Below are 21,457 nucleotides of genomic sequence, written 5' to 3' on the forward strand. Positions count from 1 at the left end.
AATGCACGAACAATTGAGCATCACCCCACCAACTCCTTGTTCCTGTTCGGGATATCGTCCTTGCTGAACGCCACCTTCTCATCCTCCTCTTTCAGCTTCAGAACAAGGGCGAGCGCATCGGGCACCACATCGCTGCAGAGCGTGAGGAAGCTGCCGGGTTTGGCCGTTGAGATGGCGTGGCGGATGGCCTCTTCCTCCTTCTTGATGATGATGTAGGGCTTGTTGGGGTCCACCTCCTTGATGCCCTTCACCATGAGCGCGATGATCTCGTCGTCGGTCTTGCCGCGCAGGTTGCGGTCCTGGCGGATGATGATCTCATCGAACATCTGCGCGCTGAGGCGGCCGAGGTTCACGGTATCCTCCTCGCGGCGGTCGCCCACGCCGGCGATCACGCCCACCTTCGGGCTGTCGGGGATCTTGCTCAGGAACTTGCCCAGCGCCTCGAAGCCGTGCGGGTTGTGGGCGTAGTCCACCACCACCTGGAAATTCTTGAACTGGAAGAGGTTCAAGCGGCCCGGCGTCTGGGCGGCACCCGGCACGAAGGTGAGCAGCGCCTGGCGCAGGTCCTCGATCTTCACGCCCTGCACATACGCTGCCAGCACGGCCGGAAGCACGTTCTGGATGTTGAAGACCGCCTTGCCTCCGTAGGTGATGGGCACGTTCACCGCCTTCTCGATCCGCAGCTTCCATTCGCCCTTGCTGATGGTGATGAAGCCGTTCTCGTAGATCGCGGCGAGGCCACCGAGCTTGCAGTGCTGGCGGATCAGGCGGTTGTTCTCATCGAGGCTGAAGAGGGCGATCTTGCAATCGCACTGCTTGCGCATGGCCATCACGAGATCGTCATCGGCGTTCAGGATGGCATAGCCCTCGCGGCGCACGCTGCGCGGCACGGTGCTCTTCACGTGGGCGAGTTCCTCCAGGGTGTGGATGTCCTTCAAGCCCAAGTGATCGGCGGCCACGTTGGTGACGATGGCCACGTCGCAATGCTCGAAGCCCAGGCCGCTGCGCACCAAACCACCACGTGCCGTCTCCAGCACGGCCATATCCACCACGGGTTCCTTCAGCACGAATTGCGCGCTCGCCGGGCCTGTGCAATCGCCCTTCATCAGCAGGCGGTTCTGGATGTACACGCCATCGCTGCAGGTCATGCCCACCTTGTAGCCCACGCTGCGCATGATGTGCGCCGCCAGTCGCGTGGTGGTGGTCTTGCCGTTCGTTCCGGTCACCGCGGTGATGGGGATGCGGCTCGGCGCACCAGGCGGGAAGAGCATGTCCACCACGGGTTCCGCCACGTTCTTGCCGATGCCGCCGGTGGGGTCCAAGTGCATGCGGAAGCCGGGGGCGGCATTCACTTCGAGCACGGCGCCACCTGACTCGTTCAGCGGCAGGCTGATATCGTCGGTCATGATGTCGATGCCGCAGATGTCGAGGTCGATGATGCGGCTGATTCGCTCGGCGAGGAAGACGTTGAAGGGGTGCACCACTTCGGTTACGTCATCGGCAGTGCCGCCCGTGCTGAGGTTGGCGGTGGCCTTCAGGTAAACGGTCTCATCCTGCGCCGGGACGCTTTCGGGCGTGAGGCCTTTGAGCCCGAGCAGCTTCAGCGTGTGGTCGTCGATGTCGATGCGTGTGAGCACGTTCTCATGGCCGTAGCCGCGACGCGGGTCCTTGTTCACCTCCTCGACAAGCTGCGTGATGGTGCTTCGGCCATCGCCGACTACGCAAGCCGGCGTGCGTTTCGCCGCGCAGATGAAGCGATGGTTGATCACGAGCAAGCGGTGATCAAGTCCGGTGATGTAACGCTCCACGATCACGCTGCGGCTGATCTCCTTCGCCTTGGCCAGGGCGACTTTCGCTTCCTCCAGTGTCTTGATGCCAATAGTGGCACCGCGGCCATGATTCCCGCCGATGGGCTTGATCACGCAGGGATAGCCCACGGATTCCAGCGCGGTTTCCAATCCTTCCTCGGTGCGCACTACGCGGCCTTTCGGGACCGGGATCTCGTAGCTCTCGAGCAATTGCTTGGTCTCCTCCTTGTCGCACGCGATCTCCACGCCGATGTTGCTGGTCTTGCTGGTGATCGTGGCGCGGATCCGTTTCTGGTGGATGCCGTGCCCGAGCTGTACCAGGCTCTGCCCATTCAAGCGGAGGTAGGGAATGCCGCGTGACAACGCCTCCGCCACGATGCTGCCCGTGCTGGGCCCAAGCCGCGACTCTTCGCGCAGCTCCCGCATCTTCTGGATGTCGTCGGCGAGGTCGTAGGGCGTTCCGCTGATCAATGCTTCCGCGATGCGCACTGCGGCTTTGGCCGCGTACATGCCCACAGGTTCCTCGATGTAGCTGAAGACCACGTTGTACACGCCGTTTTCGCGTGTGCTCCGCGTGCGGCCGAATCCCGTTTCCATGCCGGCCAGTGTCTGGATCTCCAGCGCGATGTGCTCGATCACATGGCCCATCCAGGTGCCGCGCTTCACACGCTCCCAGAACCCGCCTTCGTGTTCCTCGCTGCAGCGATGGCTGTACATGCTGGGCAGGAGGGTCGTGATGCGCTCGTAGAAGCCGGGGATCTGATCCGTGGGCTTCTCTTCCAGGTCCTCGATGTCGAGGCGCATGACGATCAGGTGGTGCCGCTTGACCGACCAGTAATTGGGGCCGCGCATGGCCTTGAGTTCGAGGATCCTCATGAGGAGGTTGAGAGGTTGAGGGTTGCGGTGGTTGAGGGTCGGGTAAGCCGCTAGCCATCAGCAACCGGAGCAATATAGCAAGGTGCGTTGTTCATACTTCGGCAACGATGGGTTCACGGTACCCCGCGAGCCTTCTACTTTGGCGGCCGGGGGGCGGGGGAAACCGAACTGCATGACACCCAAAGGCAAGCTCATCGCCATCGGCGGAAACGAGGACAAGGGCAAGGAGCCCGAAGCAGGTCACCATACCAAGGTCTTCACGCACAATTTCATCGAGGAGGGCATTCTACGGCGCGTGGTGGATGAGATGGGCGGCAGCTCGGCGCGCATCGCCGTGATCACCAGCGCGAGCAGCATCCCGGAAGAGGTCGGCGCCAACTACATCGAGGCCTTCGGCAAGCTGGGCGTCACCAACGTGGATGTGCTCGACATCCGCGACCGCAGCCAGGTGAAGATGGACATGATCAAGCGCCTCTCGAAGTGCGACGGCGTGATGATGAGCGGCGGCAACCAGCTGCGGCTCACCACCATCTTCGGCGGAACGGCCTTCCTGCAACTGATGAAGCGCCGGTACGAAGAGGAGGCGGGCTTCGTGATCGCGGGCACTAGCGCTGGCGCGATGTGCATGAGCAGCACCATGATCTACCAGGGCCACAGCGCCAGCGGCCTCATCAAGGGCGGCGTGAAGCTCACCACCGGCGCATCGCTCATCCAGGATGTGATCATCGATAGCCATTTCGTGGAGCGCGGGCGCTTCAGCCGGCTCACGCAGGCCGTGGCAGCGAATCCGTCGGCCATCGGCATCGGCCTCGGCGAGGACACCGGCGTGGTGATCACCGGCGCCGACATGCTCGAGACCATCGGCAGCGGCCAGGTGATGATCTTCGATGGCCACGAGGTCTCCTACAGCAACTACGCCGATGTGGAGGATGGCGAGCCCTTCAGCATCGAGGGCATGCGCGTCCACATCATCAGCAAGGGGCATAGCTACAGCGTGGCGCAGAAGCAGTTCGCGGCGGTCAGTGTTCCAGTGAAAGGCTGACCATGCATTCACCCATCATCCGCCGTTTCCGTACCGTGGCCATCGCAGAGGGCGTCAGCTTCATTCTCCTGCTCTTCATCGCCATGCCCTTGAAGCACTTCTTCGGTATGCCGATGGCCGTGAAGGTGGTGGGTTGGGCTCACGGACTGCTCTTCGTGGCGTATTGGGTGGCCGCTGTTCCGCTCTTCACCAAGTTGAAGTGGGACACCGAGCGCATCGTGGGCCTTGGCCTCGCGAGCGTGCTGCCCTTCGGCACCTTCGTCCTGGAGCGCAAGTGGCTCAGGTGATTGCTCGCTGAGAGAGGCTCCGGTTTGGCGGGAAGGGCCTGCCAGCGGGCTTATCCGCGCTGGAGATCAACGCATCGGCCTCACACCTTCCGCCACATCACGTAGTGCATGCCGATGCCGGCCAGTTCGAAGGCCTCGCCGTGCTTCACGAATCCTTCGCGCTCGTAAAAGGAAGCGGCTCCGATGCGCGCGTTGCACCAGACCAGGGTGCAGCCGAGCTTGCGCAACTCTTCGAGCGCTGAGCGTACGATGAGGCGGCCTGCCCCGCGGCCACGGTGATCGGGATGCGTGGCCATGCCGCGCAAGCGGAAAGGGCGTGGCCCTTTGATGCCCTTGTGCTTCTCCGGATAGAAAGTGCCTACGCCGATGAGGCCCGCGCCGTTCTGCGCGCCCAGGTGGAAGGCCTGCTCATCATGGTCGTGCGGCCATTGCACATCCTTCAGCATGCCGTTGGGCCGGAGCACCAGCAGGCGCAAGGGGTAGGTCTGTTCGGTGGTGATGCGGTGGACATCCATGCAATAGGAAGACGAGGGGTGATGCCGAACCGTTGCCGCTGGCAATGATCTTGCGCGAGCTGCGTTGGCGAGCGAACGGTGCGTCTACTTGAGGTACCGGAGGTCTTCACCGGGCCTCAGAGCCTTCACGCTGGCGAGCATCAGCCGGATCAAGTTCTCCACGTCAACGCGGCTCACGGTCTCCACGGTGGTGTGCATGTATCGAAGGGGGAGGCTGATCAATGCGCTGGGCACGCCGCCGCTGCCGTAAGCGAAGGCATCGGTATCGGTGCCGGTGGCGCGGCTGGCCGCCAGGCGCTGGAAGGGGATCTTCTCCTTCTCGGCCGTACGCACGATATGCCGCAGCACCTTGTTGTGCACCGCCGGGGCATAGCTCAGCACCGGGCCCTTGCCGCACGCGATATCGCCGCTCTGCACCTTGCTCATCATGGGCGTCTGCGTGTCATGCGTCACGTCAGTCACGATGGCCACATCGGGCTTGATGCGCTCGACGATCATCTCGGCTCCGCGCAGGCCCACCTCTTCCTGCACACTGTTGGTGATGTACAGGCCGAAGGGCAACCTGGCCCGTTGCTCCTTGAGCAGGCGCGCCACCTCGGCGATCATGAAGCCGCCCATGCGGTTGTCGAGCGCTCGTCCGGTGAAATGGCGCCCGTTGAGCACCATGAACTCATCCTCGAAGGTGACCACGCAGCCCACATGCACGCCGAGCTTCTCCACCTCGTCCTTGCTATCGCAGCCGCAATCGAGGAAGATGTTCTCGGTGGTGGGCACGGGGTCGTTCTTCGCGGTGCGCACGTGGATCGCGGGCCAGCCGAACACCGCCTTAACCACCCCTTTCTCCGTGTGGATGTTCACCCGCTTGCTCGGTGCGATCATGTGGTCGCTGCCGCCATTGCGCTTCACATAGATGAAGCCCTCCTTGGTGATGTAATGCACGAACCAGCTGATCTCATCGGCGTGCGCCTCGATCACCACTTTCCACTTCGCATCCGGGTTGATGATGCCCACCGCCGTGCCGTAGGGATCCACCAGGTGCGCATCCACATGCGGCTTCACGTATTCTAGCCATAGCCGCTGCCCCTCGCTCTCGAAACCGGTGGGCGAGGGATTGTTCAGGTACCGCTCGAGGAACGCCAGCGATCCTGCGGTGAGCAGGCTCTTCGCCTCCTTCTTGGCCTTGCTTGATCTCTTCTTCGCCATGTGGTCCGATTTGAGGCCGCTCGCTGCGGCGCGCGGCAAACATAGGCGCCGACCCTGGCCTGAACCTTCACGCCGATGCGGCGTATGAACAGCGCTTTTCTAAACCCTTGCCATGGCCAAGCGTGTCATTACCCTGCTCATCGCCTTCGCGATCGCCGCTGGCGGACTGCTCCTTGCGCAGGACAATAGCAAGCGCGTGCAGGACCTGCTCAAACGCGCCGAGAAGGCCGAAAGAGCCGGCAGCTCGCAGTTCGTGCATGCGGAGACCTTGTATGAGGAGGCCATCGCACTTGATCCACAGAGCGCTGAGGCGAATGCCCGGATGGGCCTATGCCAGCTCAACGGGCCGCATCGCCACAAGGCGCTGCCCTTCCTCGAGAAGGCCGCTTCCATCGACCCGCTCTTCCCCCGTGTGCAATTCCTGCTGGGCTATGCCTTGCAGCTGAATGCCCGTTGGGACGATGCCATGGCCGCCTTCCAGCGGCACAAGGCGCAGAATCCCTTCCAGGACCCCGACCCGCTGTACAACACCGCCGATGACCACATCACCCAATGCCGCAACGGCAAAGCGCTCCAGCTGCGCGCCGTTCGCGCGGAAGTGGTGAACATGGGAACAGGGATCAACACGGAGCACGCGGATTATGGCGCGGCCATCACGGCTGACGGCGCCCAGCTCTACTTCACCTCGCGCCGTCCGGCAAGCAGCAGCGACAAGGTGAACCGCGTGAACGGTGATTACTTCGAGGATGTGTATCACAGTCGGAGGACCGTGAACGGCTGGAATGCCGCGCAGCGGCTGCCGGAACCGGTGAACACGCCGGGGAACGATGCCAGTGTGGGCCTCTTCAACGATGGCCGTACCATGCTCATCTACCGTGACCAGGATGGCACCGGCGATCTCCTCGAGTGCAGGCGAAGCGGTGATCAATGGAGCGCCCCGGTCATGCTGGGCGCCAACGTGAACACGCCGCAGCACGAGAGCAGCGCCTGGTACAGCTTCGATCGGCAATGGCTCTATTTCGTGAGCGAGCGGCCGGATGACAACGTGGGCGGTCAGGACATCTACCGGAGCCGCTGGGATGTGGCCACCGAGGATTGGGGCCCTGCCGAGAACCTCGGGCCCACGGTGAACAGCATCCACGACGAGGAAGGCGTCTTCGCGCATCCGGACGGCAAGACCATCTACTTCAGCAGCAAAGGGCACAATAGCATGGGCGGCTACGACGTGTTCCGCACGCGCCTGGAGAATGGCCGTTGGACCAAGCCCGAGAACCTAGGCTGGCCCGTGAACTCGCCCGATGACGATCTCTTCTTCGTGCTCAGCGCCGACGGCAGGAATGGCTTCCTAAGCTCGTTCCGTTCCGATGGCTTCGGTGAGGACGACCTCTATGCGGTCACCTTCCTGCCAGAGCCTGCACAAGGCGATGCGGTGGCCAGTGCCGCTGGTGCACCCTTGACCGCCGAGGCGCCTGCCACGGTGCTGGTGAAGGGAAAGGTCTTGTCGCTGCAATTCCTCAATGGCATGGAGGCCGACATCGAGTTGCTCGACCTCGCAGACGGTTCGCTGGTTGCGCGCTTCAAGAGCGATGGGAGCACTGGTGAGTACATGGTGGCGGTGCCCGGTGGGAAGGAGTACGCGATGTACGTGAAGGCGAACGGCCATCTGGTGCATAGCCAGCGGATCACCGTGCCAGAGCACGGCGGCGTGCAGCTCGATTGGGATGTGCGCATGGAACCGCTCGCAGCGGGCAGCAACAGCACCATGCGGAACCTGTTCTTCAATGTGAACAGCGCGCAGCTCGAAGAGGCCTCACGCGCCGATCTGGGCCAACTGGTCGAATTGCTCGTCGGGAACCCGGCCTTGCGGCTCGAGGTGAGCGGCCACACCGATGCCGATGGCGGCGCGGAGCATAACCAGCGGCTCTCGCTGGAGCGCGCCCAGTCCGTGTGCGATCACCTGATCGCCAACGGCATCGCTGCCGATCGCCTGGTAGCCGTGGGCCATGGCTCATCAAAGCCCGTTGCTCCCAACGATTCCGAATCGGGCAAGGCCCTGAACCGGCGCACGGAGATCACCGTGCTCTGAACGCGGTCAGCGGAGCACGCGCCGGCTCCAGATCCCCTTGTCCGTGAGTACCTGCACGGTATAGGCCGATGGCGCGCGCGAGCTCAAGTCGATGAGCTGCCCCGCCCCGAACCCTTGGAGAATGATCCGGCCCGAGGCGTCGATCACCCGTAATTGGCGCAGCGCGCCATGTTCCGCAGCCAGGACCAGGCGGTAGCGGCCCTCGTGGTCAACGGGCAAGATCATCGGCGCGGACGTTGCGATCGATTCGGCCACCGAAGCGAAGGGCGAGAAGAACAGATCCGCTTCCCAGATTCCGCGGCCGTAAGTGGCTGCACGCAGCTTCCCGATGGCCATGTTGATCTCGAGCTCGCTCACCACCACGTTGGGCATGCCCGTACCATATGGCTCCCACGCATTGGTGTAATCATCGCGGTAGAACACGCCCAAGTCGGTGCCGAGATAAACGCCATTGGGCGAATTGGGCTGGCACACCACGCTGTTGGCCGGAACGTTCGGCAGGCCGGCGCTCCGGTTGATCCAGGTGGCGCCGCCGTTCGTGCTCTCGAAGATCTTGTTCGAGGCATGCTGACCGGAGTAGCTGATCCAAAGATGGAATGCATCCTCAGGGTCAACCGATATCGAGGTCGGAGCCTGGTTCTGAGGAAGGCCTGGCCGGATGTTCACTTGCGTGAAGCCTTCGTCCGTGAGGCGGGCGACCTTGTCCTCCCTCGCCACGTACCAGACATCGCTGTTGCTAGGCGCGATGGCCAGGCAGCGAACGAACTCCGTGGTTGGCCAGCCGGTCATGTCCACCCAGTTGTCGCCGTGGTCCTCCGAATAGAGCAGGTTGTTGAAGCCGGCGAACATGCGCCCGGGCACTTGTGGATCCATGGCGAAGGGCGTCACCCAAGCGCCCTCTTCGAACATGTCGTCGGTGAGGGATGTCCAATCCACGCCGCCGTTCGAGGATCGGCGCAGTCCACCGTTCTGCGAGGAGCTGAACACATTATCGGCGTTGAACGGATCGACCGCTGCTTCCATTCCATCGGCGCCGAACACATGGGTCCATTCGCCATTCACGTACCGGTTGCTGCCATTGTCCTGCGCACCGGCCATGATCAGGCCCGGCATCGATTCACTGCTGCCCATGCGGTAGAACTGCATGATGTCGAGCCCGGCGCTGAGATCGCTCCATGACTCGGCGCTGTCGCCGGTCACGTAAATGCCGCCGTCGGATCCGCAATAGAGCTTGCCGTCGTGGATGTCGAGCGAGTGGATGTCGGCATGCGTGTAGCCCACCTCTGCAGGATAGACCCAATGGGATTTGATCTGCCAACTGGCCCCGCCATTGACGCTGCGCCATACGTTGATTCCGCCTACGTAAACGATGTCGGCGTTGCCCGGGTCAACGGCCAGTGCCATGTCGTACCAGGCTTGGCCTCCGCTGCCGCTGCCATTCTCGGAATAGCTGAAGATGTTGGGCGAGTCGGACCGGAGCTCGAAGGTGAGTCCGGCATCCGTGCTCCGCCAAAGGCCCAGGTAGCTGTTGTCCTCTTCATTGCTGCACAGCGCGTAAACCACTTCCGGTGCTGAAGGGCTCACGGCGATGGCCATTCGGCCCACGAGGTCCGGGGTGGGCAGGCCGTCGTTCACCGTGGGCGATACGATCTCGCCGCCGGCTGTGCTGCGATAGAAACGGTCCGTGCATGCATACACCTGCGTCGGGTCGCCGGGCTTGAACTCCACATCCCGGAAGCTGCCGGTTGATAATTGCTGCCAGGTGTCGGCGCCATCGAGCGTCCGATACAGGCCGTTGCTCGCTGCGCAGTACAATCGCTGCGCGTTGGTAGGGTCCATACGGAGTGCGCGCGTGGTGCGGGTCTGCGTGATGTTCCAGTTCAGGCCGGTGGTGCTCCAGGTCGCACCGTCGTCGATGCTCTTCAGCACGCCTTGGCTGTAAGTGTCCGCGCCGTCCCCATCGCCAGTGGCGATGTAGATCGCACCCGTTCCGCTGGTGTCGATGGCGATGCCGCTCACGCCCATGCTCGACAGGTCCGTGTAGAGCGGTTCCCAGGTCGAGCCGTTGTCGCTGCTTCGCCAGAGGCCGCTGGCTGGCGTGCCGGCATAGATCACCTCGGGCTGACCCGGATGGGTGGCGGTGCAATTCACCCGGCCGTTGCCCGGGTTGTAGGAGATGCTCAGCCAGTTCGATGGCCCGAGCGGCTCCCAGACAGCCTCGTCGCGCGCGCCGCGCTGGTTGCGGAGCGCTTCCAAGTCGGCTTTCGCTTGCGAATAGATCGATGGGTCCAAGCGCGTTCCTTCGGTTCCGCAGCGCTGCTCCATGAACCAGTGCCAGCGCTGGAACTGCTTCCAGCCTTGGCCGCGCTCATAGGGCTGGCCCTGCCAGTGCGCATCGAACGCGGCTTTCACCTCATGGATGGGCACGCTCTCGTCGAGCATGAGCTCCACCCAGGCCTGGGCGGTGCAGTACTGAGGACTGATGGCTGCGGTGAGCAGGAATGGAAGTAATCGGCGCATGCGTGCTTGCAGGTATGTTCGCGAAAGTAGGGACGCACGGTTCGCCTCGACCTTCCTTCACCATGACAGGGCCAGAGCTTCCTTTCCAAGAGGCGCCGCGAGATCGGCAGCCGGTGCGCACCGCCGATGGATCGCTAACGCTGAGCTGGGGCCCGGAGCATTACCACAGCATCCATGGCGCGGTGGTGGAGAGCACGCACGTGTTCATCAAATCCGGGCTCGAGGCTGCTGGATTGAAGCATTCTCACCTGCTCGAAGTGGGCCTCGGCACTGGCCTCAACCTGCTGCTCACGTGGGTGCGCTGCCTCGAGGGCAAGCTCACGGCCGATTACACCGCGTTGGAGCCGCACCCGCTGAGCCCAGCTGAGCTGGACCAGCTCGGGCATTGCGGCGATCTGGCGTGGCCAGGCCTGCACGAGCCCTTCATCGAGCGCATGACTTCGCCATCGGAGGACTGGCATGAGGCGCTCGGCGGCCTGCGCTTCCGCAAACTTCCCATCCGCGTGCAGGAGTTCAACGAGGCAAGCGCTTATGATTTGATCTACTACGATGCCTTTGCGCCGCGGCATCAGCCGGAGATGTGGACTGCCGAGGTTTTCCAGCGCATGTTCGATGCGCTCCACCCGGGTGGGGTGCTGGTGACCTATTGCGCCAAGGGCGAAGTGCGGCGCAACCTGCAGGCCGTCGGCTTCACCGTTGAGCGCCTGCCGGGCCCGCCCGGAAAGCGCGAGATGCTGCGCGCCCGGAAAGGTTGAAGGCAAAGGAGGATCACTCCTTGACGAATCGGCCGATCGGCCGCTCACCGACCACCAGGACGTAAGCGCCGCTTTCCAAGCCGCCGATGGGAATGGCGTTCACGCCGTGGATCGCAGCGCCTTGCAGGAGCGATCGGCCTTGAGCATCGAGCACGCGAAAAACGCTGGAGGCACCGCTGTTGCCGAATTGCACGATGCCCTGCGCGGGCACGGGCCAGATCCGCTCACGCGTGGCGACACCGTCAGCTATGGCCAGGTTGAAATTGCCTTCCATGCAGATGCTGAAGCTCCCAGCTTCCGCGCCGCCGCCGTTCCACACGCGCACCAGGTAATCAGTGTTTTGGGCCAGGCCGGCGAGGTCGATCGGCGCGGCGATATCGGTCCAGCAGTCGATATAAACGGGTTCGCTGCAATCCGTGTACAGCGCCGCATTCACGATGCCTGCCGTGCCTGCCTCGATGATCAGCTGCAGGTCGGTGGCCCAGCCCGCGCTGAAGGCGTACCAGGCGTCCACGATGTTGGCGTACGGATCGCATGGCGGGTTTGGAGAAGGCGTGCCGAAGGCGCAGACCGTGGTGCCCGTGCTGCTCTCGCAACCGCCGGGCAACTGAACGGTGAGTTCACTGGCATCCGTGCAGGCGTCATTCTCCACCGGTGCGCATGCCGGTGTGCAGGTCAAGCGGAGCAGGAAATCGCCTTCGTCCGCACCGTAGCCATGCACCAGCACGAGGTAATCCGTGCCGGCCGTTGTCTGGAAGGTGAGCTCGCTTGTGTTGCCGGGGCAATTCGGGCCATCGTCGTTGCCTGCCACGCAGGTCAATGCGCCGCAGGGTCCGGTGAAGACGCTGAGCTTGGTGTCGTAACCGCTGTTCAGGCAGGTGCTTAGCGTGGCGTCGTCGCCGTTGCCGGTGAAGCTGTACCAGAGTCCGCGCGCGGTGATGTTGGCCGAGGCGCAGGTCGGCGCCGCGGCGATCAATCCGCCCTCGGTATTGCCGGTGACCTCGCCACCGCACGCAATGGGCAGGGCGCCTCCGCAAAGCGCGTTCACCGCTGGCGGATCGGTGAGGGTGGTGAAGGCCAGCGGGCCCGCCATCGGGCTGAGGTCCGCACCGCATTGCTCGCGGATGTACACTTCGTAATCGGTGGTCGGCGTGAGGCCGTTCAGCTGCACAGGCGGGCCATCGACTCCAACGGTGCCGCTCACCACGGTACCATTGCCCAAGGTGAAACCGGCCGGGCCGTATTCCACGGTGAAAGTGGCCGAGGTGTTCGTGGAGGTCCAGCTCACTGTCGCGGTCACATCCGTGGCAAGCACGCTGGCGCTGAGCGGCGCGCCGCAACTGAGGCAGTTCACCGACAGTTCGAATGGGCCGGTCTCTCCATCGTAGCCCTGCACGAGCACGAAGTAGTTGGTGCCGGTTTGCGCCACGAAGGTCACGGTGGAACAGTACACCCCATCGGCCGCATCGTCGTTGCCGGTTGCGCATACGAGCGCATCGCATGGACCTGTGTACACGTTGAGCTTGGTGTCGAATTGCTCATCGGGGCAGGTGCTGATCACGGTCTGCTGCCCGGTGCCCACGAAGCTGTACCACACTCCCGGGGCTGTGATCCCGGTCTCGCAGAATGGGGCGGCATCGGGCGTGGCGCTCTCGGTGCTTCCAATGTAGGTCTGGTTGCAGGTGATGGGCAGTGCGCCTTGGCACACATCGAATGTGATTCCTTCGCAGGAGGCAGTGAGCGTGAATGGGCCGGTCTCGCCATCATAGCCCTGCACCAGCACGAGGTAAGGGATGCCCGCTTCGGAAGCGAAGCTCACCGTGGAGCAGAACACGTCTCCATTCGCGTCGTCATTGCCCGAAAGGCACACCAAGTCGCCGCAGGAGCCGGTGTACACATTGAGCTTGGTGTCGTACTGCTCATCGGGACAGGTGCTCACCGTGATCTGCTGGCCATTCCCTTCGATGATGTACCACACGCCCGGCGCGGTCACGGCGGTGCCGCATGTGGGCGCTGCATCGGCGGTGGCGCCCTCTGTGGTGCCATCGAGCGCTTGTCCGCAGGCGATGACGATGGGGCTGCTGCAGTTGTCGTTGGGCGCTTGCGCGAAGAGCGTTGCGGGGAGCAACAGGAGTGCGGACAGGGCGATGCGGGTCATGGCGTGCGTTTGCTGCGCGCGAATGTACCCGGGGGCGCTGATCACGGTCTTCGCCGCTGCCGCTCCTTGCGCAAGCGCGCCTTGTCGGGGTCCTCGTGGAAGTAATAGCGGAGGTCAACGGTGAGGTAGGTGCCCGAGAGTGCCATCTTGGTGGTGAATCGCTGCACGGCGGGCGGACCGAAGTAGCTCCAGGTGGCATCGGCCTGGGCCATGTCCGTGAATGGGCGGTGGTAGGTGGCACCGAGGTAGAAGTAGCCGGAGCCCTCCGTACGGTACTCGAAGCCGATGTTGCCCAGCACGCTGGCCTGCGCCCAATTCCGGCGGAATACATACACGCCGCTCTCGCCCGTTCCAAGAATGGTCTGCGCATCGCTGGGATAGAAGTCGAGGGAAGCGCCCAAGGCCGTGTTCATCCAGGTGCGCTCGCCGACCCGCAGGTACACCAGCGCGGTGAGGGGCAATTCGTAGCCCACGTAGCGGAAGCTGCCGCTCCGATCGTAGCCGCTCGTGTCGTTGGCGGCGCTGAATCGGAAGCGGCGTTGGATCTGGCCGATGCCGGTCTCTAGGCTGAGCATGCGGCTCAGGCCCACACGCACGCTCATGCCGTAGGCGATCCCCCCCTGCAATTCAACCCGGAACCGAAGGTGCTCGAGCTCGGCATCCACGGCCGGCTCGAAATAATCGATGGCGATCACGGGCTTCACCTGGATCCCGACGGTGGTGACGCCCACCTGCGCGACAGCCGTTCCGCATGCGCAGAGGGCCCAAGCAAACGGTCCGATGACCAATGATCGCATGGCGCCAAAGATGCCGCGCGCCGGACATGGTCGGTGCTGCATTCCTGCAAGAGGCGGTGCCGGTGCAGGCAACGCGATCAGCGCGCATGCTGCAGGATTGCCCCGACTGCGGCCAGGGCCAGCAGCACGCCGAGCAAGGCGATCAACCCCCAGCGCAGCGGCTTGTTCGCGATGAAGGGCTCGCGATGGCGGCCCATCACCGTGTAATTGAAGCGCACGGCCCGCTCCCGATCGGCCCGGCGCGCGGCCACCAGGAAGGGCGGACCGCCTTCTGGATCGCGCTCGTGGCGCAAGCCCCCGTTGCGCAGCGCTTCCTCGAACTCCAAGGCTTGCTCTTCGCTGTGGAAGCGGAAGACCAGCCATTGGTCGTCCGTTGGGTGCTCAGAAAAATTGGTGAGGTTGGGCAGCTGCATGGCTCAGGCGGTTCGCCAGTCCGTCACGGTTTCCAGGGGACGCCGATGGCTGCTGGGCCATTCGATCGCCGGATAACCCAGGTAGAAGAGGCCCATGGCCTGGCCATCGGCACCGAGTCCGAGGAACCTGCGCATGGCTTCACCGGTCATGGGTCCGCCGGTAGCCCAAAAGCCTCCGAGGCCATAGGCTGCGCAGGTCAAGTGCATGTTCTGCACGGCGCAGGCCACGGCCCATTGCTCATCGCGCGCGCTGATCTTCCCCTTGGGATCGCGCTCCATGCCGATGGCGATCACCACGCTGCTCTGGAGCGGCCTTTGGGTCATGTTGTCGAGTTTCTTTTGGAGGAACTTCTCCGGTGGCGTGCTCGCGCGATAGGTCTCGCCGAGGAAATCCGCGAGCTGATCGCGCGCTGCTCCCGTGAAAACCGTGAAGCGCCAAGGCTGCGTGAGGCCATGGGTGGGCGCCCACGTGGCATTGGTGAGGATGCGCTCCACCACTTCACGATGCACCTCGCGGCTGGTGTAGTCTTTCGGGTAGATGGTACGGCGGTGCCGGATGAGCTCGCTGATCTCGCTCACGCTGAATTTCATGGCGCAAAGAGAAGCATTGGCCCCGTTCAGGCAGCGAAGCGCCAGCACGTCCCGTCATACCTTCCGCCACCTTAAACCAGAACGGAACCATGCACCTTCGTTACGCGCTGCCCGCCATGGGCGCATTCCTCGGCCTCGCCGCACAGGCCCAACCCACCCTCACCGCTGCCAACGATGTCCCGCTCGATGGGATGCAATTCAGCGTTCACTCGGCCGAGGATTTCACCTCCATCGGCGGGGGAGGCACCAATGTCACCTGGCATTACTGGAACATGCTCATGCCGAACACAGGCAACCGCGATTACCGCTGGTTCAATGCATCCGTGACGCCCAGCGCGGCACTCGTGCCTAGCGCATCGCTTCTGAGCACCGATGGAGGCACCGATACCACCTTCTGGGACGTGGATACCGATGGGCTCGTGCAAGTGGGATCGCGCACCAACCTGACCGGCGGGGTGATCAATTACTCCGATCCCTTCACGGAGCTGAAGCTTCCCTGCACCTATCTCACGGCATGGACCGATCAGCACGCAGCCAGCTATTCCATCAGCGGCTTCCCGGTCACGCGCACCGGCACCATCACCGGCATCGCCGATGCCTACGGGCAGTTGCAATTGCCGAGCAACTACCAGCACGATGTGCTTCGCGTGAGGGTGCGCCGCCAGATCACCGATGCCGCTGCGATCGCTACCACGGTCCGCATCGAAACCGTGAACTATTACTACCAGGCAATGGCTCGGTATCCGAAGCTGAAGCTGCAGGTCGATTCCGTGCAGATCAACGGCGGCGCTTGGGCCGTGACCAAGCGCGCTGAGTGGACCGGGGAGGGCTTTGTCGTGGGCCTGCCGGAGGGTCTCTCCGACGAGGACGTGTTCACCGCCTATCCGAACCCCACCGATGGGCCGCTTACCATCGAGGTGGCCGACGGCATCGGAGCGCGCGTGGAGATCGCTGATGCAGCGGGCCGCATCGTCGAGGGCTTCACGCTGAGCAGTGATCGTGCTTTGGTCGGCACGGCGCACCTGCGTGCTGGCGCCTACCTGGTGAGCGTCACCGCGCTCAACGGCGATCGCCGCGTGCAACGTGTGGTGGTGCAATAGGTAACCAGGCATTTGGAAACGCGCCCTTCCGTTCGCGGGAGGGCGCGTTTCCTTTGGCGCATGCATGATCACCGTGGAGCGGATCCGTCACGTTCATCACGTTGGGCTTGGGCCATGGCGGCCTTCACCCTCGTGGGCATGGGCGGCGGCGGCTGGTTGCTGATCGCGCAGGTACAGGGTCGTGATGCGTTCGCGATCCTGCTCGGGCCTTGGCAATGGGGCTTGCAGGCGGTCGTTGGCACCGGTGCGGGGCTCGTCATCGCATGGATCGGGTGGTGGATCATCGCGCGGCCTGACATGATTGAAGTGCGCATTCGCTACGCAGGTCTGGTGCGCGAGCTCATGCCCGATCGGTCGCTGCAGCTAGCGGTTTCGCTTTGTGCAGGCATCGGGGAGGAACTTCTCTTCCGCGGTGCCGTGCAATACTGGCTCGGCATCCCGCTCACCGCCGTGCTCTTCGTGGCACTGCACGGTTACTTGCCGCTGCGCAACGGTCCGCTATTCCGTTACGGGCTCTTCCTGACCATCGCCATGCTCGGCATCGGCTGGGCTGCCGATCACTGCGGATTGCTGCTGGCGATGACCGCGCACGCGGTGATCGATGCGGTGCTGATCAGGAGGCTCGCGGCGGAGTCCGTCGATTTCAAGAACGGCGCTCCACGAAATCCTTGACGAGGCCCCGCCTCAGCCCACCGCGCTACCTTCGCCGCCCTTCCGATCAGGGCATGCCGAAGCCGACCAGACCAACCGCAAAAGCCCCGCGCAAACGCCGCTGGCCATGGGTCCTGGGCAGCATGGCCGCGGTGCTCCTGGTAGGCGGCTTTGGTGCCGACCGGCTGCTGAAGAGCAAGCGGCATCCGGGCCTGGCGGTCTTTGTGAAGCAACTGGCGCGCAACTACCCCAAGGCATTCGCGCATGAGCCTGAGACCATCGCCATCACCATCAAGGCTCACGACCTGGAGGAGATTGAGCGTGTGGTGGAGGAGGCCCGCGCGCGAGGCGTGATCCTGCCCGAGGGCAACAGTTATGTGCCCGCCGAGGTCGATGGTGGTGCAGGCGCCTTCAAGGCCAAGGTGCGGATCAAGGGCAAGCTCACCGATCACGTGGAGGGCAAGAAGTGGAGCCTGCGCGTGATCGCCAAGAAGGATGGCGGCTTCAAGGGCATGCAGCGCTTCAGTTTGCAGCATCCCGGCACGCGCAACTACCTCTGCGATTGGCTCTACCACCGGCTCATGCAGGCGGAAGGCGTGGCTGCGCTCCAGTACGGCTTCGTGCGCGTTCGCCTCAACGACGATGACCTCGGCATCTACGCATACGAGGAGCACTTCGGCCCTGAACTGCTCGCGCGCAACGGTCGTGCGCCCGGCCCGCTCTTCCGCTTCGATCCCGCGCTGTTCTGGGAGCACCGCCTCAACGAGATGAACAAGCTGCGCTTCGATGAGCCTTTCGCAGCGTACCAAGCCGCATCGCTCGATGCATTCGGCAGCAGCGAGCTGGAGAAGGACAAGGAGGCGCGCGCGCAATTCGAGGAAGCCGTGGCCTTGGTCGATGGCTTCCGCCGCGGACGGCTCAGCGCCTCCCAGGTCTTCGATGCGGATCGCATCGCGCGCCATCATGCCATCCTCGACCTCGTGGGCGGCCACCATAGCATGGACTTCAGCGACGTGAAGTTCTACTACGATCCGCTCGCCAAGCGCGTGGAGCCCGTGAGCTACGAGAGCTTCAGCGCGCACGGCATCCGCTCCTTGGCGGGCAGCAACAAGTACATCGGGCGCCAGGAGCCGGGCATGGACCTGCACACCCAATGGTTCAACGACGAAGCGCTCTTCCGCGCTTATGTGCAGCATCTGGAGCGCGTGAGCCGCGCGGCCTGGCTCGATAGCGCCTTTGCCGCGTTGGGTCCCGCGCTCGACAGCGCCAGCGCCACGCTCTACCGCGAGTTCCCATACAAGGAACTCGATCGCAGCGTCTATTACAGCAACCAGAAGATCATCCGCAAGCTGCTCGATCCGCCCAAGCCGCTGCACGCCTACCTGCGTGACAATGGCCCGGACACCGTGTGCGTGACCGTGGTGCCCATTGAAGGATTGCCCATCGAGGTGCATGCGCTGCTGCTGCCCGACGGCGCGCGTGCTACCGTGATCGGCAGGTCCATCGTGCCGGTGCGCAAGCCGGGCCGTGTGGGCGAGCCGATGGAACTGCGCTTCGCCGTGCAGCAGAAGGTGGAGCGCGGCGACCTGAAGCTCGAGTGCTCCGTGCTCGGCGCTTCGGTGAAACGGAACGTGGAGGTCTTCCCCTATGCCTTATTCGACGGCGAGGCGATCGCACGCATGTCCAGCGCTGATCCGCTCGCATTGCCCTTCCTGGCCTTCGATGACACGGCGCGTGTGATCACGATCAAGCCCGGGGATTGGTCCATCGCTGCGGATGTTGAATTGCCGGCCGGTTACACGGTGCGGGCCACGGCACCGCTGAATCTGCGCATCGCCAAGGGCGTGAGGCTGCGGTCGCGGTCGCCGTTGGAATGGAAAGGCCTGAACGAAGCGGCTATCCAAATCGTGAACGACGGCGAGCTGCAGCTGCTGGAGTGCCGGAAGGAATCAGTGCTGGAAGGCGTTATGGTGCAAGGAGCGGGCACCATGCTTGTTCAGGAGTCGCCGTTGCGCATGTCGCATTGCGCGTTCGCCACCACCAGCGCAAGTGACCATTTCACAGTCGTACGCAGCACGGTGAAGATGAAGGAGGTCGTATTCGCCGGCGGCGATGACGGTCTCACAGCGATCGCCTCGGTCGTGCAAGCGGATGAATGCGAGGTGCGCGGCGCGAAGGACGATGCCCTGGTCATGCGCGGGGGAAGCGTTGCTTGGAAGAATGGCGTGCTGCTTGGCGGCAAGGGCGCAGCGCTGAAGCTCAGCGTGCAGGGCGAAGCAGTGATCGAAGGAGGGCGCATCGGGTCCGATGGCGATGGAATTGAGGTGCGCGATGGTTCGGAACTGGAAGTCGTGAAGTGCGCGATCGAGGCGAAGGGCGACGGCATCGTGGTGAAGGACCAGGAGCGCATCAGCGGCCCGGGCCGGGTTGGGTTGAAGGCCACCTCGATCACCGCAGGAGGGAAGGAGATCGTTCCCGGCGAGGGCAATGAGGTGACGCTCGATGGGAAGTCCTTAAGCGGTGTGGCGCCATGAGCGGTTCCACCAAGTCTCGCGCCCAGAGCCGCAGCCAAGCGCTGAGCATCGTCCGCATCCTCTTCTTCGCTTCTTCTCTTTATCCCAGCGCCACCCTTCTCGCGCAACGCTCGCCTTTCAATGGCCTTGAGGTGCTGCCTGCCGATAGCACGGGCCAGTACCGCATCCTCATCGGTGGGCACTTCCACGGTGAGAGCAGCAATCGCAGCGGATATCCGGCCTCTACGCTGCTCGCCAACCTCGATACCATCAATGCTCTCGGCGCGCAGCTCTTCCTCAGCACCGGCGATCTTTATATGGATGCGAGGAAGGACAGCGCGCGGTACGCGCGCGCGTTATTCAGCAAGTTGAAGGTGCCCTTCTTCAACGCGCCCGGGAACCATGATCGGAGCGGTTCGACTTCGGAAATGGCTGATGAGGCATCCTTGGATCTGGCGTATCATACTATCGAACCAGACTCGGCCACCGGGGAATTACTTCTCATCAATCATGTTCTTGCTCGGATCCTTGTATTTGACACGGAATTGAATGATGGAAGTCTTTCATCCTATGATCTAGGTCGGTTGTCGAAGCTTGCAATGAGCGAATCGACGTTGCCTGTCTTCATCATCTCCCACCGCCCGATCTGGGCCGAAGATGACCTGCAATACTCCGACCTCTTCAAGGACAACACGCGCTCGCTCACGGGCACCAACTTCCGGAAGGAGGTGTTTCCGATTCTGCAGCGGATCGCCGAGCACGCGCAGGTCTATTGGATCAGCGGAAGCCTGGGCGGGCAGGCGCCCAGCAGCATCTTCTTCCAGCAGCACGCGCCCAACATCACCTACATCCAATGCGCCATCCGCGATGAGCCGCGCGATGCACTGCTGATCGCCGATGTGCATCCCGATACCGTGAAATGGAGCGCGATCTCGCTCACAGGGCAGGAGCTGCAAGCGCCGGGGACCTACGATGCGGCCTGGTGGCGCGCGCAGTCGGGCAGGGGAGAGGGCTTCAATTGGCGCTTGCTTCCGTACCTGATCAAGCGCACCCTCACGCGCTCTGAGTTCTGGTGGGGGGCAGCCTTTGCGATCGTCCTCGTCTCCTTGGCGCGGCGGCTCTATCACCGGTGGTGAACTGCTTCCGCAGCCCCCTCCGCTCAACTGCCGCCAACTACCTTCACCGCCTCGCAGAATCATGTCACGCATCCTTGTCACCGGCGGCGCCGGCTTCATTGCCAGCGACCTCGCCCTCAAGCTCGCCAGCGATCCCGCCAACCAGGTCACGGTGGTGGACAATCTCCTCACCGGCGACCGGCGCAAGCTGCCTGTGCAATTGCCGGCCAACCTGCGGTTCATCAAGTGCGATGTGAACCGGTTCGAGGACATCAGCGCGGTGTTCTACGCCCATGGCTTCGACTACGTGTTCCACTACGCCGCCGTGGTGGGGGTGAAGCGCACCACGGACAATCCGGTGATGGTGCTGCGCGACATCGACGGCATCCGCAACATCCTCGACCTCTCGAAGAACACCGGCGTGAAGCGCGTGCTCTACAGCAGCAGCAGCGAGGTGTACGGCGAGCCGGTGGAGATCCCGCAGAACGAGCGCACCACGCCGCTCAACAGCAAATTGCCCTACGCCATCGTGAAGAACATCGGCGAGGCCTTCCTGCGCAGCTACCAGAAGGAATTCGGGCTCGAGTACACGGTGTTCCGCTTCTTCAACACCTACGGCCCCAAACAGAGCCGCGATTTCGTGGTGAGCAAGTTCATCCGCGCCGCGCTGGCCAATGACGACATCACGTTGTATGGTGATGGCATGCAGACGCGCACCTTCTGCTACATCGATGACAACACCGATGCCTGCCTCGCGGCATTCCATGGCAACCAGGTGCTCAACGATGTGGTCAACATCGGGAGCGATGCTGAATTGCCCATCAAGGACCTTGCGCGCATGATCATCGACATCACCGGCAGTTCCTCGCGCATCGTTCACTTGCCGCCGCTGGAAGAGGGCGACATGACGCGACGCATGCCCGACATCACCCGCATGCGGGCGCTCTTGGGCCGCGAGCCGCTTCCATTGCGCGAAGGGCTGGAGCGCATCATCGCACTCGCCACCGTGTCCAACTGATCCATCGGC

17 protein-coding genes are annotated in these 21,457 nt (G+C 63.3%); 9 read left to right on the forward strand and 8 right to left on the reverse strand.

From position 1 onward, the window contains the following. Positions 1-20 precede the first annotated feature (20 nt). Positions 21-2,684, reverse strand: a complete 2,664-nt coding sequence (gene cphA, locus IPM12_09660) for a cyanophycin synthetase (GenBank protein ID MBK9148063.1) — start codon at positions 2,682-2,684, stop codon at positions 21-23. Positions 2,685-2,856: 172 nt separating this feature from the next. Between cphA and IPM12_09665 the strand changes: the two genes are divergently transcribed. Both IPM12_09665 and IPM12_09670 read left to right on the forward strand, forming a co-directional pair. Further along, positions 2,857-3,726 carry a cyanophycinase gene (locus IPM12_09665; GenBank protein ID MBK9148064.1) on the forward strand — a complete coding sequence of 290 codons (870 nt, stop codon included), beginning with the start codon at positions 2,857-2,859 and terminating at the stop codon, positions 3,724-3,726. Positions 3,727-3,728: 2 nt separating this feature from the next. Next, positions 3,729-4,013 carry a DUF3817 domain-containing protein gene (locus tag IPM12_09670; GenBank protein MBK9148065.1) on the forward strand — a complete coding sequence of 95 codons (285 nt, stop codon included), beginning with the start codon at positions 3,729-3,731 and terminating at the stop codon, positions 4,011-4,013. Positions 4,014-4,093: 80 nt separating this feature from the next. Here the strand turns inward: IPM12_09670 and IPM12_09675 are convergent, their stop codons facing one another. Continuing rightward, positions 4,094-4,528, reverse strand: a complete 435-nt coding sequence (locus IPM12_09675) for a GNAT family N-acetyltransferase (GenBank protein MBK9148066.1) — start codon at positions 4,526-4,528, stop codon at positions 4,094-4,096. Between the two features lie 84 nt (positions 4,529-4,612). Further along, a complete protein-coding gene (locus IPM12_09680) occupies positions 4,613-5,731 on the reverse strand; it encodes a M42 family metallopeptidase (GenBank protein ID MBK9148067.1) in 1,119 nt (372 codons plus the stop codon). Between the two features lie 112 nt (positions 5,732-5,843). Between IPM12_09680 and IPM12_09685 the strand changes: the two genes are divergently transcribed. Further along, positions 5,844-7,817 (forward strand): OmpA family protein, encoded by a 1,974-nt coding sequence (locus IPM12_09685; protein ID MBK9148068.1) that lies wholly within the window; start codon positions 5,844-5,846, stop codon positions 7,815-7,817. Positions 7,818-7,823: 6 nt separating this feature from the next. Here the strand turns inward: IPM12_09685 and IPM12_09690 are convergent, their stop codons facing one another. Then, positions 7,824-10,337 (reverse strand): hypothetical protein, encoded by a 2,514-nt coding sequence (locus tag IPM12_09690; GenBank protein MBK9148069.1) that lies wholly within the window; start codon positions 10,335-10,337, stop codon positions 7,824-7,826. A gap of 62 nt (positions 10,338-10,399) precedes the next feature. Here IPM12_09690 and mnmD point away from each other — a divergent pair, with 62 nt between their 5' ends. After that, positions 10,400-11,092 (forward strand): tRNA (5-methylaminomethyl-2-thiouridine)(34)-methyltransferase MnmD, encoded by a 693-nt coding sequence (mnmD, locus tag IPM12_09695; protein MBK9148070.1) that lies wholly within the window; start codon positions 10,400-10,402, stop codon positions 11,090-11,092. 13 nt (positions 11,093-11,105) lie between these two features. Here mnmD and IPM12_09700 read toward each other — a convergent pair whose 3' ends face one another. From IPM12_09700 to IPM12_09715, 4 genes are all read right to left on the reverse strand, one after another. Next, positions 11,106-13,250, reverse strand: a complete 2,145-nt coding sequence (locus tag IPM12_09700; protein ID MBK9148071.1) for a hypothetical protein — start codon at positions 13,248-13,250, stop codon at positions 11,106-11,108. A gap of 41 nt (positions 13,251-13,291) precedes the next feature. After that, positions 13,292-14,047: a hypothetical protein gene (locus IPM12_09705; protein ID MBK9148072.1), complete on the reverse strand. Its 756-nt coding sequence runs from the start codon at positions 14,045-14,047 to the stop codon at positions 13,292-13,294. A 77-nt stretch (positions 14,048-14,124) separates the two neighbouring features. Next, positions 14,125-14,460, reverse strand: a complete 336-nt coding sequence (locus IPM12_09710) for a hypothetical protein (protein ID MBK9148073.1) — start codon at positions 14,458-14,460, stop codon at positions 14,125-14,127. A 3-nt stretch (positions 14,461-14,463) separates the two neighbouring features. Next, positions 14,464-15,051, reverse strand: a complete 588-nt coding sequence (locus IPM12_09715) for a nitroreductase (GenBank protein ID MBK9148074.1) — start codon at positions 15,049-15,051, stop codon at positions 14,464-14,466. An 89-nt stretch (positions 15,052-15,140) separates the two neighbouring features. Here IPM12_09715 and IPM12_09720 point away from each other — a divergent pair, with 89 nt between their 5' ends. From IPM12_09720 to IPM12_09740, 5 genes are all read left to right on the forward strand, one after another. Next, entirely contained in the window at positions 15,141-16,151 is a 1,011-nt protein-coding gene (locus IPM12_09720; GenBank protein MBK9148075.1) for a T9SS type A sorting domain-containing protein, read from the forward strand. 114 nt (positions 16,152-16,265) lie between these two features. After that, positions 16,266-16,823 (forward strand): CPBP family intramembrane metalloprotease, encoded by a 558-nt coding sequence (locus IPM12_09725; protein MBK9148076.1) that lies wholly within the window; start codon positions 16,266-16,268, stop codon positions 16,821-16,823. A gap of 122 nt (positions 16,824-16,945) precedes the next feature. Beyond that, positions 16,946-19,336: a CotH kinase family protein gene (locus IPM12_09730; GenBank protein ID MBK9148077.1), complete on the forward strand. Its 2,391-nt coding sequence runs from the start codon at positions 16,946-16,948 to the stop codon at positions 19,334-19,336. Next, a complete protein-coding gene (locus IPM12_09735; GenBank protein ID MBK9148078.1) occupies positions 19,333-20,451 on the forward strand; it encodes a metallophosphoesterase in 1,119 nt (372 codons plus the stop codon). Before IPM12_09730 ends, IPM12_09735 begins: the two co-directional genes overlap by 4 nt. A 61-nt stretch (positions 20,452-20,512) precedes the next feature. After that, complete coding sequence (locus IPM12_09740) at positions 20,513-21,448, forward strand: NAD-dependent epimerase/dehydratase family protein (protein MBK9148079.1); 936 nt, start codon at positions 20,513-20,515, stop codon at positions 21,446-21,448. Positions 21,449-21,457 lie beyond the last annotated feature (9 nt).

The organism is Flavobacteriales bacterium, from assembly GCA_016716605.1.
Classification (GTDB): domain Bacteria; phylum Bacteroidota; class Bacteroidia; order Flavobacteriales_F; family PHOS-HE28; genus PHOS-HE28.

Bases quoted from the DNA above. Each gene is read 5' to 3' on its own strand.
- IPM12_09680 (MBK9148067.1), bottom strand. From the start codon at position 5,731: ATGGCGAAGAAGAGATCAAGCAAGGCCAAGAAGGAGGCGAAGAGCCTG.
- IPM12_09730 (MBK9148077.1), top strand. From the start codon at position 16,946: ATGGCCGCGGTGCTCCTGGTAGGCGGCTTTGGTGCCGACCGGCTGCTG.
- IPM12_09705 (MBK9148072.1), bottom strand. From the start codon at position 14,047: ATGCGATCATTGGTCATCGGACCGTTTGCTTGGGCCCTCTGCGCATGC.
- IPM12_09720 (MBK9148075.1), top strand. From the start codon at position 15,141: ATGCACCTTCGTTACGCGCTGCCCGCCATGGGCGCATTCCTCGGCCTC.
- IPM12_09710 (MBK9148073.1), bottom strand. From the start codon at position 14,460: ATGCAGCTGCCCAACCTCACCAATTTTTCTGAGCACCCAACGGACGAC.
- IPM12_09685 (MBK9148068.1), top strand. From the start codon at position 5,844: ATGGCCAAGCGTGTCATTACCCTGCTCATCGCCTTCGCGATCGCCGCT.
- IPM12_09690 (MBK9148069.1), bottom strand. From the start codon at position 10,337: ATGCGCCGATTACTTCCATTCCTGCTCACCGCAGCCATCAGTCCTCAG.
- cphA (MBK9148063.1), bottom strand. From the start codon at position 2,684: ATGAGGATCCTCGAACTCAAGGCCATGCGCGGCCCCAATTACTGGTCG.
- IPM12_09735 (MBK9148078.1), top strand. From the start codon at position 19,333: ATGAGCGGTTCCACCAAGTCTCGCGCCCAGAGCCGCAGCCAAGCGCTG.
- IPM12_09675 (MBK9148066.1), bottom strand. From the start codon at position 4,528: ATGGATGTCCACCGCATCACCACCGAACAGACCTACCCCTTGCGCCTG.
- IPM12_09740 (MBK9148079.1), top strand. From the start codon at position 20,513: ATGTCACGCATCCTTGTCACCGGCGGCGCCGGCTTCATTGCCAGCGAC.
- mnmD (MBK9148070.1), top strand. From the start codon at position 10,400: ATGACAGGGCCAGAGCTTCCTTTCCAAGAGGCGCCGCGAGATCGGCAG.
- IPM12_09700 (MBK9148071.1), bottom strand. From the start codon at position 13,250: ATGACCCGCATCGCCCTGTCCGCACTCCTGTTGCTCCCCGCAACGCTC.
- IPM12_09715 (MBK9148074.1), bottom strand. From the start codon at position 15,051: ATGAAATTCAGCGTGAGCGAGATCAGCGAGCTCATCCGGCACCGCCGT.
- IPM12_09670 (MBK9148065.1), top strand. From the start codon at position 3,729: ATGCATTCACCCATCATCCGCCGTTTCCGTACCGTGGCCATCGCAGAG.
- IPM12_09725 (MBK9148076.1), top strand. From the start codon at position 16,266: ATGGCGGCCTTCACCCTCGTGGGCATGGGCGGCGGCGGCTGGTTGCTG.
- IPM12_09665 (MBK9148064.1), top strand. From the start codon at position 2,857: ATGACACCCAAAGGCAAGCTCATCGCCATCGGCGGAAACGAGGACAAG.